Annotated in this window: 14 protein-coding genes; 5 read left to right on the top strand and 9 right to left on the bottom strand. The window is 70.8% G+C overall.

Features of this window, described 5'->3' with window-relative positions:
• The coding region (locus A5673_RS28300; RefSeq protein WP_369806473.1) for a GMC family oxidoreductase N-terminal domain-containing protein at window positions 1–195 on the bottom strand (195 nt) is incomplete at its 3' end.
• Here A5673_RS28300 and A5673_RS09510 point away from each other — a divergent pair.
• A complete protein-coding gene (locus A5673_RS09510) occupies window positions 142–1,050 on the top strand; it encodes a GMC family oxidoreductase (protein ID WP_369806472.1) in 909 nt (302 codons plus the stop codon). The two genes, A5673_RS28300 and A5673_RS09510, sit on opposite strands and share 54 nt — an antisense overlap.
• A 96-nt stretch (window positions 1,051–1,146) precedes the next feature.
• Window positions 1,147–1,620, top strand: coding sequence for an NUDIX domain-containing protein (locus A5673_RS09505; RefSeq protein ID WP_068230433.1), 474 nt, complete (start codon window positions 1,147–1,149; stop codon window positions 1,618–1,620).
• On the opposite strand, the gene regX is transcribed toward A5673_RS09505, so the two are convergent.
• From regX to A5673_RS09475, 6 genes are all read right to left on the bottom strand, one after another.
• On the bottom strand, window positions 1,617–2,300 hold the full coding sequence (gene regX, locus A5673_RS09500) for a two-component sensory transduction protein RegX (protein ID WP_066917713.1): 684 nt from the start codon (window positions 2,298–2,300) through the stop codon (window positions 1,617–1,619). The genes A5673_RS09505 and regX overlap by 4 nt on opposite strands.
• Window positions 2,297–3,517, bottom strand: coding sequence for a cell wall metabolism sensor histidine kinase WalK (locus A5673_RS09495; protein ID WP_156748043.1), 1,221 nt, complete (start codon window positions 3,515–3,517; stop codon window positions 2,297–2,299). Before A5673_RS09495 ends, regX begins: the two co-directional genes overlap by 4 nt.
• A gap of 151 nt (window positions 3,518–3,668) precedes the next feature.
• Window positions 3,669–4,418 carry a phosphoglyceromutase gene (locus A5673_RS09490; protein WP_068230426.1) on the bottom strand — a complete coding sequence of 250 codons (750 nt, stop codon included), beginning with the start codon at window positions 4,416–4,418 and terminating at the stop codon, window positions 3,669–3,671.
• 61 nt (window positions 4,419–4,479) lie between these two features.
• On the bottom strand, window positions 4,480–5,040 hold the full coding sequence (locus tag A5673_RS09485) for a YbjN domain-containing protein (protein WP_068230422.1): 561 nt from the start codon (window positions 5,038–5,040) through the stop codon (window positions 4,480–4,482).
• On the bottom strand, window positions 5,037–6,377 hold the full coding sequence (mshA, locus tag A5673_RS09480) for a D-inositol-3-phosphate glycosyltransferase (RefSeq protein WP_068230412.1): 1,341 nt from the start codon (window positions 6,375–6,377) through the stop codon (window positions 5,037–5,039). The genes A5673_RS09485 and mshA overlap by 4 nt, the downstream gene beginning before the upstream one ends.
• Window positions 6,378–6,429: 52 nt before the next feature.
• Entirely contained in the window at window positions 6,430–7,740 is a 1,311-nt protein-coding gene (locus A5673_RS09475) for an ROK family transcriptional regulator (RefSeq protein ID WP_068230410.1), read from the bottom strand.
• 176 nt (window positions 7,741–7,916) lie between these two features.
• On the opposite strand from A5673_RS09475, the gene A5673_RS09470 reads away from it, so the two are divergent.
• Window positions 7,917–8,669: an SDR family oxidoreductase gene (locus A5673_RS09470; RefSeq protein ID WP_068230407.1), complete on the top strand. Its 753-nt coding sequence runs from the start codon at window positions 7,917–7,919 to the stop codon at window positions 8,667–8,669.
• Here the strand turns inward: A5673_RS09470 and A5673_RS09465 are convergent.
• Both A5673_RS09465 and A5673_RS09460 read right to left on the bottom strand, forming a co-directional pair.
• Window positions 8,650–10,017 carry an Ig-like domain-containing protein gene (locus tag A5673_RS09465; RefSeq protein WP_068230404.1) on the bottom strand — a complete coding sequence of 456 codons (1,368 nt, stop codon included), beginning with the start codon at window positions 10,015–10,017 and terminating at the stop codon, window positions 8,650–8,652. The genes A5673_RS09470 and A5673_RS09465 overlap by 20 nt on opposite strands.
• Before the next feature lie 40 nt (window positions 10,018–10,057).
• Complete coding sequence (locus A5673_RS09460; protein ID WP_068230401.1) at window positions 10,058–11,167, bottom strand: UDP-N-acetylmuramate dehydrogenase; 1,110 nt, start codon at window positions 11,165–11,167, stop codon at window positions 10,058–10,060.
• 26 nt (window positions 11,168–11,193) lie between these two features.
• On the opposite strand from A5673_RS09460, the gene A5673_RS09455 reads away from it, so the two are divergent.
• Both A5673_RS09455 and A5673_RS09450 read left to right on the top strand, forming a co-directional pair.
• Window positions 11,194–11,712: a DUF2505 domain-containing protein gene (locus A5673_RS09455; RefSeq protein WP_068230392.1), complete on the top strand. Its 519-nt coding sequence runs from the start codon at window positions 11,194–11,196 to the stop codon at window positions 11,710–11,712.
• Window positions 11,713–11,722: 10 nt separating this feature from the next.
• On the top strand, window positions 11,723–12,246 hold a 524-nt coding region (locus tag A5673_RS09450; protein ID WP_304442560.1), incomplete at its 3' end, for a nitrilase-related carbon-nitrogen hydrolase.

Below are 12,246 nucleotides of genomic sequence, written 5' to 3'. Positions count from 1 at the left end.
TGCGACGACGACCGTGTCGGCGAGGACGTCGAGAGCGGTGCCGTCGGGGCGGCGGGCGCGCACCCCGCGAGCGCGCCCTTGGGAGTGCAGCACCCGCTCGACGCGGGCCTGTGAGACGATCCGCGCCCCGGCCGCGCATGCCTGCGGCAACGCGTTGAGGTGCACGCCGAACTTGGCGTTGCGCGGGCAGCCGATCGCGCACTGGCAGCAACCCCCGCAGCCCGGCGCGCTCGCGGGGTGCGCGCCCGCCGCCCCGACGGCACCGCTCTCGACGTCCTCGCCGACACGGTCGTCGTCGCAGCCGGCGCCACCGAGACGCCGGGGCTGTTGCGGCGCAGTGGGTTTGGGGCGCATCCGCGCCTCGGCCGAAACCTCGCGCTGCATCCGGCGACGATGCTGGCCGGTCGGTTCGACGAAGACGTCGTCGCCTGGCACGGCGTGCTGCAGAGCGCGGCCGTGCACGAGTTCCACGAGTCCGACGGCGTGCTGATCGAGGCGACCTCCACGCCGCCGGGGATGGGTTCGATGGTCTATCCCGGCTACGGCGCCGAGCTGCTGGGCTGGCTCGACCGCGCGCCGCAGGTCGCGACGTTCGGCGCCATGGTGGCCGACCGCGGCGTCGGCTCGGTGTCGTCGATCCGCGGCGAGACGCTGGTGCGGTACAACATCGCGCGGGCCGATGTCGCCAAGCTGCGGGTGGCGATCGAGGCCATGGGCCGGCTGCTGTTCGCCGCGGGCGCCGTCGAGGTGCTCACGGGTTTACCCGACGCGATGACCGTGACGTCGCTGCCCGCGCTGCGGGATGCGCTGAGCCGAAGCGACGCGAGGAGCCTGCACCTGGCCGCCTTCCATCCCTCCGGCACCGCGGCGGCGGGCGCCGACGAGCAACTTTGCCCCGTCGACGAAACCGGGCGGCTGCGCGGCGCCGACGGCGTGTGGGTCGCCGACGCGTCGATCCTGCCCAGCTGCCCCGAGGTGAACCCGCAGCTGTCGATCATGGCGGTGGCGCTGGGCGTGGCCGACGAGATCGTCGGCGCCGGCGCCAGTTGAGTGTGAATCCCCGGCGCCAGTGTGAATCCAGGGCGGCGACACGCCGGTCGAATGGCCCTCAGTGCACACTCGACGCCCGCAACGCACACTCGATGCGTGCCGATCCCCGACTTCATCGTTGAGCTTCGTCGTGCCGTCGGCAGTGCGCCGTTATGGCTGCCCGGCGTCACGGCGGTTACCATTCGCGACCGAAAAGTGTTGCTGGTCAAGCGCGCCGATAACGGCGCGTGGACGGCGGTGACGGGGATTGTCGAGCCGGGGGAGAATCCGGCTGATTGCGCCGCTCGCGAGGTCCGCGAAGAAACCGGGGTCGACGCGCGGGCCACCAGGCTCGCGTGGGTGCACGTGACCCGCCCGACCGTGCACGCCAACGGCGATCGGGCCCAGTATCTCGATCACGTGTTCCGGATGCGGTGGCTGTCCGGCGAGCCGTTCGCGGCCGACGACGAATGCACCGAAGCCGCGTGGTTCGACCTCGATGAGCTGCCGCCGATGACGGAGAACATGCGCCGGCGCATCGCGCTCAGCGTGAGTGACGACGCCCGAACGGTTTTCGACGCGCGCGACTAACCCTCGAGCTTGTAGCCCAGTCCCCGGACCGTCACCAGGTGCACCGGGTTGGCCGGGTCCGCCTCGATCTTGGAGCGCAGCCGCTTGACGTGAACGTCGAGCGTCTTGGTGTCGCCGACGTAGTCGGCACCCCACACCCGGTCGATCAGCTGCCCGCGGGTCAGCACTCGGCCGCTGTTGCGCATCAGGTACTCGAGCAGGTCGAATTCCTTGAGCGGCAACGTGATGGTGTCGCCGTTGACCGAGACGACGTGGCGTTCGACGTCCATCCGGACCGGCCCGGACTCCAGCACGCCGTCGCTGATCTCGGAGTCGTCGTCGCCGCCCCGGCGCAGCACCGCGCGGATGCGGGCGATCAGCTCGCGCGCCGAATACGGCTTCGTCACATAGTCATCCGCGCCCAGCTCGAGGCCGACCACCTTGTCGATCTCGCTGTCGCGCGCGGTCACCATGATCACCGGCACGCTGGAGCGGGCGCGCAGCTGCTTGCACACGTCGGTGCCCGACATGCCCGGCAGCATCAAGTCCAGTAGCACGATGTCCGCGCCGGCGCGGTCGAACTCGGCAAGGGCCGCGGGGCCGTCGGTCATCACCGTCGCCTCAAAGCCCTCCTTGCGCAACAGGAATGCCAGCGGATCGGCCAGCGACTCCTCGTCTTCCACGATCAAGACACTGGTCATCGACTTAGTTCTTCCTCTCGTTGTGACCTGTTGGGCCGCACCTCACGGCCCAGCGGTTGGTCGGGTTGTTCGTCGTTGTCCTTGTACGCCGGGATCGACAGGGTGAACGTCGACCCGGTGCCCGGCTTGCTCCACACGCCGATGCTGCCGTTGTGGTTGGCGGCAACGTGTTTGACGATGGCCAGGCCCAGTCCGCTGCCGCCGGTGGCGCGCGAACGCGCCTTGTCCCCGCGGAAGAATCGCTCGAAGACCCGCTCCTGGTCTTCCAGGGGAATGCCGATGCCGCGGTCGGTCACCGCGATCTCGATGTTGTCACCCCGGCGGCGCCGGCTGATCGAAACCGGCGATCCCGGAGGCGAATAGGCGATCGCGTTGGACACCAGGTTGGCCAGCGCGGTCACCAGCAGCGTCTCGTCGCCCAGCACCCGCAGGCCGCTGGGCGCGTCGGTGCGGACCTCGATGTCGGCGTTGTCCGCCGCCACCTTGTGGCGCGCGATCGCTTCGGACACAACGGTGTCCACCTCGACCTCGGTGACGTTGGGCAACGGATCGGCGCCCTGGAGCCGGGACAGCTCGATCAGCTCGGCGACCATGTCCCCCAGCCGGTTGGCCTCGACGAGGACCTTCTCGGCGAAGCGGCGCACTGTCTCGGAGTCGTCGGCCGAGGCCAGCAGGGCCTCGGCCAGCAGGGCCATGGCCCCCACCGGGGTCTTGAGCTCGTGGCTGACGTTGGCCACGAAGTCGCGGCGGGTCGCCTCCATGCGGGCGTAGTCCGACTGGTCGTGGACGAACACCACCGCGAACCGGCGGTCCTCCTCGCTCAGCAGCCGCGCCTGCCCGTGCACCGAAAGCCCGGACCGGCCGGGCCCGCGCTTGGGCGGGCGCAGGTCGAACTCGACGTCGACGCCGGTGAGCGCCTGCTGCGCGGCCTGCCAGGCCTGGTTGTCGAGCTGCCGGTCGCGGACCAGGCCCAATTCCTTGGCCCGTTCGTTGAGGTACACGACGTCGCGGTGCGAGTCCACCACCGCGGCGCCCAGCGGCATCAACGCGACGATGCGTTGCAGCATCTGGGCGACGGTGATCCCCGTCCATTCGGTGGTGGATTGCTGGCGGCGTTCGACCGCCCGCGGCGCCAGCCGGACCCCGACCGCAACCCCCGCGGCCAGCGCCAGCACTGACAAGACCCCGGCCAGCAACAGCGCCGAGAACACAGTCACAACAAAATCCTACAAATTTGGTGAACGCCGCCCTAGCGGAGCGCGGCCAAAATCGGACAAGTCACACCTTACGCAGCAGGTGTTCCGCTCCCGTTCACTCGATGTTTGGCAAACAGGCCTTTAAAACCCGTCTGCCGGCCCGCGCGCCAGGTCAGGCCTTGCCCTGGCTGGCAACCGCCGCCGCGCCCGCCGCGGCGGCCTCCGGGTCGAGGTACGTACCGCCCGGCAGCATCGGCCGCAGGCCCGCGTCCAGGTCGTAGCGCAGCGGAACGCCGGTCGGGATGTTGAGCCCCACGACCTCGTCGTCGGACATCCCGTCCAGGTACTTGACCAGGGCGCGCAGCGAGTTGCCGTGCGCGACGATCAGCACCGTCTTGCCGGCCCTCAGGTCCGGGACGATGACGTCGGTGAAATACGGCAGGAACCGCACCACCACGTCGGCCAGGCATTCGGTCAGCGGGCCGCCGCCGATGTTGGCGTAGCGAGGGTCGGCGTCCTGGCTGAATTCGCTGCCGCGCTCGATCGGCGGGGGTGGCGTGTCGTAGCTGCGCCGCCAGGCCATGAACTGGTCCTCGCCGTAGCGGTCCTTGGTTTCGGCCTTGTTGAGACCCTGCAGCGCGCCGTAGTGGCGTTCGTTGAGCCGCCAGCTGCGCCGCACCGGGATCCACAGCCGGTCGGCGGTGTCCAGCGCCAGGTGCGCGGTGGTGATCGCCCGCCGCAGCAGCGAGGTGTAGAGCACGTCGGGCAGCAGGCCGTGGTCGGTCAGCAGCTCGCCGCTGCGCACCGCCTCGGACCGCCCCTTTTCGGTCAGGTCGACGTCCACCCACCCGGTGAACTGGTTGCTTGCGTTCCATTCGCTCTCACCGTGGCGCAGCAGCACCAGCGTGGCCGTGTCTCCCATGCCGGCTAGCTTATTCAATCGTCCTGGCTCGACTCTCCCCCGCTAGCGGGGCACCCCCACCTCATCGCGCTTCGCGTCCCCCTCGCCGCTCCGCGGCTGGGGGTTCCCCCACTGCATCGTCGTCTTCGTCGATTAGATGGGCGAACGCCTGCAGGTTCTTCAGCGACTCCCCGCGGGACACCCGCCACTCCCATTCTTTCTGAATCGACGAGCGAAAACCCAACTCGAGCAACGTATTAAAGTCCGAATCCACCGCTTCGAGCACCTGCCCCAGCACCCGGTCGATCTCGTCGGCGTCGACCGACGCCAGCGACATGCGGCCCACCAGGTAGATGTCGCCGACGTTGTCCAGCGTGTAGGCCACCCCGTACAGCCGGCGGTTGCGCCGCAGCAGAAACCGGTAGACGCCCTCGTGGTTCTCGTCGGGCTTGCGGCACACGAACGCCTCCACGCGCACCGAATGCTCGCCGATGGTCAGGATGGTGTTGGTCTTGAGCTTGCGCTCACCGGGCAGTTCCACGACCAGGCCGGGCAGCCCGCCGTGCGCCCCGGGGAACTCCGAGTAGGTCAGCCCGCTGGCCTGCAGCGTGTGCTCGATCACGGCCGCCACGGTGGTGTTCACGCGCCCACCCCGCGACGGGTGGTCCAGCGGCGCGGCTTGCGCATCGCGGCCCGGTCCGATTTCATGCCGTACCGGCGCTGACGCAGGGCCGTGAAGTCGCCGATCGCGCGCCGGTAGCTGGCCAGCAGCGCGTCGGTGGTGTTCTCCCAGGAGAAGGTGGCCGCGTGTGCGGCGGCGGCGCGGCTCATCGCGTCGGCCTGCGGCGCGGGCAGGCGCAGCAGCCGATCCAGGGCGTCCGCCCAGTCGCCGACGTCATGCCCGGACACCAGGGTGCCGGAGATCCCGTCGCGCACCGCCACCGGCAGGCCGCCGACCGACGCGGCCACCACCGGGGTGCCGCATGCCTGCGCCTCGATGGCCACGAGCCCGAACGACTCCGAATAACTGGGCACCGCAACAAGATTGGCGGCCTGAAACAGGGTGGCCAGGTCCGGGCGGGACTGCGGCGGCAGAAACGTCACCCGCTCGGCGATGCCGAGTTCGCCGGCCAGCCTTACCAGTCCGTCCGGGGAGGCCAGGCCGCTGCCCGACGGCCCGCCGGCCACCACGACGCGCAGCCCGGGCAGTTTCGCCGCGGCGCGCAGCACGATGTCGGGGGCCTTCAGCGGCTGGATCCGCCCGACGAAGGCCACCAGGTCACCGTCGAGCGGCAGCCCCAGCGCGGCCCGCGCCGCCCGGCGATCGCCCGGGCGAAATACGTCCAGGTCCACCCCGGGGTGGACCACATCGATCCGCCCCGGATCGGCGCGGTGGATCGAAATCAATTGGCCGGCTTCGTCATCCGTGTTGACGATCAGCCGGTCCGCCTCGTCGACGACCTGCTGCTCGCCCACCGTGCGCAGCGGCGGCTCGGGCGCGTCCCCGTCGGCCAGGGCCGCGTTTTTCACCGCGGCCAGCGTGTGTGCCGTGTGTACCAACGGCACCGCCCATCGGTCCCGGGCCAGCCAGCCGACCTGCCCGGACAGCCAGTAATGGGAGTGCACGATGTCGTAGTGACCCGGTTCGTGTGACGCCTCGGCGCGCAGCACCGCCGCGGCAAACGCGCACAGCTGCGTCGGCAGGTCGTATTTGTCCAGACCCTCGAAGGGCCCCGCCACCACGTTGCGCACCAGCACGCCCGGCGCCACGTGGGCCACCGGCGGATCGGCCGACGCGGTGGCCCGGGTGAAGATCTCCACCTCGATGCCGCGCCGCGCCAGGTGCAGCGCGGTCTGCAGCACGTAGACGTTCATGCCTCCGGCGTCACCGGTCCCCGGCTGGGCCAACGGCGAGGTGTGCACCGCCAGTACCGCAACCCGGCGCGGGTCGCTGCGCCGGAGGACGTCGTCGTGCCGCACTCCTTCATCTTTACAGGACGGACCGCGGCCGGACCGATTGGCGCTGTTCGCGCTAAGCGGACGACTCGTCGGCGGCGACCTCCGGCAGCCGCGACTGCAGCGCCCCGGCGCGCCGCATCGCGCCCAGCGGGTCCGCGTACAGCCCGCCCAGCGACACCGTCCCGGCCCCGGCCTCCTGGACCCGGTTGCCGAAGGCGGTGACGCGGATGTTGCGCGGCGGCAGCACCGAGCGGCCGGCGAACGCCGCCTCCACCTGGCCCATCGCCTCGGGGTACTCGGTGAAGGCCTGGCCGCCGACCACCAGCTCGTCGGGGTTGAGCACGTCGCGCAGCAACGCGACCGCCTCACCGAGCACCCGGGCCCGCTCGGCCAGCAGGTCCTGCGCCGGCCGATTGCCGGCCCGGGCCACCCGCAGCAGGTCGGTCATCGCGGTGGTGGCCCCGGCGACGCGGGTCGCGGCGGGGACGTCGGGCAGGATCTTCAGTCGCCGCGCGGCGGCCAGCACCGCCTCGTCGCTGACGGTGGACTCCAGCTGGCCGGTGCCGCCGAGCAGCTCGGAGTGGGCGGGCAGCGCCGCGATGGTGCCCGGCCCGCTGGCCGGGCAGTGCACCCGCCCGCCGATCACCAGGGCATAGCCCACGGTCTCGCGGGCGTAGACGTACAGGCTCGTCGGCGAACTCGGCGCGAATCGCCGCAGGCCGAGCAGCAGTTCGGCGCCGGCCATCGCGTCGACGTGCGAGGCCACCGACAGCGGCAGTCCCAGCGCGTCGGCCAGCACGGGGCCGACCGGCGCCTGCCGCCACCCGAGGCGGGGGTGGTCGACGAGGCCGGTCGCGCCGTCGACGGTGCCGCCGATCGCCACGCCGGCCCACAGCGGGCGGCGCCGGTGCCAGCGCTGCAGGTATTTCGACGCGCTCTCGGCCAGGGACGCCAGCGCGGGCCCGGCGGGCGACAGCGGCGTCGGGGTTTCGACGGTGTCCAGCGTGCGGCCGAACAGGTCGGCGGCCACGATGCTGGTGGTGCGCGCACCGATGTGGATGCCGAGCGTCACGAACGGTTCGTGGTTCAACTCCACCGGCACCCGCGGGCGCCCGATGGCCCCGGAAACGGCAAGGTCGGCGCGTTCGCGCAGCAGGCCCGCGTCCAGCAGGGCGATGACCTGGCGGTTGACCGTGGCGATGCTCAACGAGGTGACGGCCGCGATCACGTCGCGGCCGACGGGGCCGCGCAGCCGCACGGCCCGGAAGACCGAGGCCGCGGCCGAGTCCGAGATGTGTAGCGCCGGAGGCAGGATCTGGCGGTGCATCCGCGGAAGGCCTTTGCGGCTGAGGGAATGGTTGCTACGGGTAAGGGTAGTGCGCATGGGTGTCCTTTTGTGCGAGTTCTGCGATGGCCGGCTTCGGCCACACCTGAGGGTCAGGAGCGGCAGAGTGCGCGACAACAACACGCACCCGCCGCGCACAGACACGCGGCGGTGTTGTTGATCAGGGCGCCAAGGAGCACCCCGAGAACGTAGCACGTTCACTAGAGTTGTTCCGTGTGAACGCAGCTGGGGGACAACAACGGGTCGCGGTGGTCACCGGCGCCAGTTCGGGCATCGGCGAAGCGACCGCGAAAACCCTTGCGGCACAGGGATTCCACGTGGTCGCGGTGGCGCGCCGAGCGGACCGGCTCAAGGCACTGGCCGACGAGATCGGCGGCACCGCCTTTGTGGCCGACGTCACAGACGACGCCGCCGTGCAGGCGCTGGCCGACGAAGTGGGCCGGGTCGATGTGTTGGTCAACAACGCCGGCGGCGCGTGGGGACTGGAATCCGTCGCCGACGCCGACCTCGGGCACTGGCAGTGGATGTGGGAGACCAACGTGCTGGGCACCCTGCGCGTCACCCGCGCGCTGCTGCCGAAGCTGATCGACTCCGGCGACGGCCTGATCGTCACGGTCACCTCGGTCGCCGCCATGGAGACCTACGACGGCGGCGCCGGCTACACCGCGGCCAAGCACGCGCAGGGCGCGCTGCACCGCACGCTGCGCGGTGAGCTGTTGGGAAAACCCGTGCGGCTCACCGAGATTGCGCCGGGCGCCGTCGAAACCGAATTCTCGCTGGTGCGCTTCGACGGCGACCAACAGCGGGCGGATGACGTCTACCGCGGGCTGACGCCGCTGGTGGCGGCGGACGTCGCCGAGGTGATCGGATTCGTGGCCTCACGGCCGTCCCATGTGGACCTGGACCTGATCGTCATCAAGCCACGAGATCAGGCCAGCGCGACGCGGTTCAACCGCCGGGGCGAGTAGTCGTCGTCGTTGTGGTGGTCGTCGGCGTGCCCGACAAGGTCGGCGCGTCCGTCGGCGTGACCGGCGCGGTGACCGGAATCTGGGTCGCCGGCGGGTGCGCCGTCGGGGGCGGCAGCGCCGACATCGCCACCCAGGTGTCCCAGTCCACGGCCCAGTCCCAGATGTCGCCGTCGGAGTAGGACAGCTCGATCGAGCTCCCGGTCACCTCGACCGGGTCGCCGTAGATCGCGGTGCGGTAGTACTGCTCGGCGTCGGACGTCGACAGGTTGATGCAGCCGTTGGTCACGTTGCTGTTGCCCTGCGCGCCGGCGCTCGACGGGTTGGCATGGATGAATTCGCCGTTGTTGGAGATCCGAACCGCCCAGCGTTCGTGGGCGTTGGTGTAGCCGGCGGCCGGGTTGGACATGTAGAAGTCGGCGTACTTCTCGGTGACCACGTGGATGCCGTTGCGGGTGACGTTGCGCGCCTTGTCGGCCTCGCCGTAGCTGCACGGGAAGTCCATGATGACGCCGGCGTCGGTGACCACCTGGATGCGGTGCGAGGAGACCTCGGCCTTCACCACCTGCCGGCGACCGATCTGGATGTGCAACGAGATGTCATCGGCACCGAAGGCGCCGTCGCCGAACGGCCGCCCGTAGAACTTGGCGTCGACGTTGACGGTGGTGCCGGCCGGGTAGTACTCGCGGGTCCGGTAGTGGATGCGCGCGCCCTGCGCCTCGTCGGGCAGCCAGGCCCAGCTGCCTTCGACGGGCGGGTCGGTGGTGACCGTGAGCGCCTTCTCGACCGAGGCCTTGTCGCTGATGGGCGAGTCGAACTGGATGATGATCGGCGCGGCGACGCCGACGGTCTGGCCGTCGGCCAGCTGGAACGCCCCGCCGATCTTCTTGCTCGGCGACACGGTGGTGAACTTGCCGCTCACCGGGACCGCCTTGCCGTTGTGGCCGACGGCCGAGCCGCTCCAGGTGTAGGTCGCGTCGTAGCCCAGCGGCTCGGTGGTGGTGTAGACGGTGCGATCCTGGTTGAATGCGCCGGCGACGACCTTGCCCGACGAGTTGGTCAGCGCCACCTTCTGGAACCAGCCGTCGGTCACCTGGACGCTGATCGGCGCGATCGGGACCACGTCGGCGGCGGCGTCGGCCGGCGCGAACTTCAGCTGCGGGGCCGCAGGCTCCTTCTTCTTCTCGGCCTCCTTGTTGGCCGCGGTGCCGGCGCAGGCGGCCAAGACACCGGGGGCAAACACGCCGAGTCCCAGGGCCGCCAAGGCCAGGCGCCGGTTGACCGGCGGAGGGGAACTGGAGGTGCTCACGACAATTAAAGATACCGTGAGACAAGACCCCCACCCCGCCATGACAATTCGGACCTGAGGCGCGGATGGACGCGATTTGCGGCTACAGCCTGCAACCGAGCAGGACAGGCTCCGGTTCCAGTGTGATACCAAACACAGCGCGGACTCCGTCACGTACGGTGCGGGCCAGCTCGATCACGTCCCCGGCGGTGGCGTTCCCGCGGTTGGTCAGCGCGAGCGCGTGCTTGGTCGACAGCCGGCAGGGCGCCTGGTGGCCGCCGGGCTCGGGCTCCGGATATCCCTTGCCGAAGCCCGCCCGCTCCACCAACCACCCCGCCGCCAGCTTGACGCCGTCCGGCGCCGGGTAGTGCGGAACCGGTCCCTCGACGCGATCGGCCAGCCGCCCGTAGGCCCCCGGCGAAACCACCGGGTTGGTGAAGAACGAACCCACGCTCCAGGTGTCGTGGTCCGCGGCGTCGAGCACCATGCCCTTGCGGCCCCGCAGCCTCAGCACCGCGTCGCGGACGGCTTTCGGGTCGGCGCGCTCGCCGCTGGCCGCGTTCAGCGCGGCCGTCAGCTCGCCGTAGCGCAACGGCGCGCTGCGGCCCGACGGGTCCAGCGCGAACTCGACTTCCAGTACCACGGAAGGGATTTCGCCGCCCGACCGGTTGACCCGCTTGAACGCGCTGGTGCGATAGCCGAAGCCGAGCTCGCCGCCGGGCACCCAGCGCACCGCGCCGGTGCCGCGGTCCAGCACCCGAACCCGGGTGATGGTGTCGGACACCTCCGCGCCGTAGGCCCCGACGTTCTGCACCGGGGTCGCCCCGGCCGACCCCGGGATGCCGGACAGGCATTCCAGGCCGCCCAAACCGTGCTCGATGGCCGTGCGGACCACGTCGTCCCAGACGGCGCCCGCCGCGGCGCGCACCACGTTGCCGTCGACGGTGACGGCGTCGTTGGCGAGGCGCACCGCGGTCAGGTCGGTCAGCGTGTCGGCGACCACGAGGTTGGAGCCACCGGCAAACACCAGCACCGGCCCGCCGCCGGATTCTGAGTCGAGCTGCCGCAGTACGGCGACCACCTGTTCGGTGCTGGTGCAGGTGATCAGGCGTCGCGCGACGGGCCCGACCCGCAACGTCGTCAACGGCGCCAGCGGCACCGCCTCGGCGACATGCGCACCGGCGAACAGCGAACCGGCACCGGTCGGTTTCATGGGCCGTAACGGTAGCCTGGCCAGCTATGCCGCGTTCATTCGACTTGTCGGCCGATTACGAGGCGAGCGTCGAACAGGTTCATCGGGCCTTCCACCACGAGGGCTATTGGCGGGCCAGGCTGGCCGACATCCCCGTCGACGAGGCCAGGCTGGAGTCGATGCGGCGCGGCGGCGAGTCCGGGGACGACGGCACCGTCGCGGTGGTCACGCTGCAGGTGGTGCGCAGCCACAACTTGGCCGCCGTGGTCAAGCAGCTGCACCGGGGCGACGTCCGCGTCAGACGCGAAGAGACGTGGGGACCGATCAACGACGGCATCGCGTCGGCGTCCATCGCGGGCACGATCGAGGGCACCCCGGTGCACGTTTCGGGCACCGGCGAGCTGTCCCCGACGCCCAGCGGTGCGCGGATCGCCTACCGCGTCACCGTCCAGGTGCGGATCCCACTCATCGGCGGCAAGGTGGAGCGGCTCATCGGCGCCCAGCTGGCCGAGCTGGTGGCCATGGAGCAACGCCTGACCGCGGAATGGATCGCCAACAACGCCTAGGCTGGCGCCCATGCGAATCGCCTTGGCGCAGATCCTGTCCGGCAGCGATCCGGCGGCGAACCTGGAGCTGGTGCGGGACTACACGCGCCGGGCCGCCGACGCGGGCGCCGCGCTGGTGGTCTTCCCGGAGGCGACCATGTGCCGGTTCGGCGTCCCGCTGGCTCCGGTCGCCGAGCCGACCGACGGCCCCTGGGCGGGCGGGGTGCGCGGGATCGCGGCGGAGGCCGGGATCACGGTGATCGCCGGGATGTTCACCCCCGCCGGCGACGGTCGGGTGACCAACACGCTGATCGTGGCCGGTCCCGGCGGCCCCAACCGGCCGGACACCCACTACGACAAGATCCACCTCTACGACGCGTTCGGCTTCGCCGAGTCGCGCACCGTCGCGCCCGGCCGCGAGCCGGTGGTGGTCGACGTCGACGGTGTGCGGGTGGGATTGAGCGTTTGCTACGACATCCGCTTCCCGGCGCTCTACACCGAGCTGGCCGCGCGCGGTGCCCAGCTGATCGTCGTCTGCGCGTCCTGGGGGTCGGG

The organism is Mycobacterium sp. E3198, from assembly GCF_001667015.1.
Taxonomy (GTDB): Bacteria; Actinomycetota; Actinomycetes; order Mycobacteriales; family Mycobacteriaceae; genus Mycobacterium.
The sequence above is the reverse complement of the archived record's forward strand: the minus strand, read 5'-3'. Positions and strand labels throughout refer to the sequence as shown.

Coding starts and splice junctions, on each gene's coding strand:
- regX (WP_066917713.1), bottom strand. CDS start 2,300: ATGACCAGTGTCTTGATCGTGGAAGACGAGGAGTCGCTGGCCGATCCG.
- A5673_RS09490 (WP_068230426.1), bottom strand. CDS start 4,418: ATGGGAGACACGGCCACGCTGGTGCTGCTGCGCCACGGTGAGAGCGAA.
- A5673_RS09475 (WP_068230410.1), bottom strand. CDS start 7,740: ATGCGCACTACCCTTACCCGTAGCAACCATTCCCTCAGCCGCAAAGGC.
- A5673_RS09465 (WP_068230404.1), bottom strand. CDS start 10,017: ATGGCGGGGTGGGGGTCTTGTCTCACGGTATCTTTAATTGTCGTGAGC.
- A5673_RS09460 (WP_068230401.1), bottom strand. CDS start 11,167: ATGAAACCGACCGGTGCCGGTTCGCTGTTCGCCGGTGCGCATGTCGCC.
- A5673_RS09455 (WP_068230392.1), top strand. CDS start 11,194: ATGCCGCGTTCATTCGACTTGTCGGCCGATTACGAGGCGAGCGTCGAA.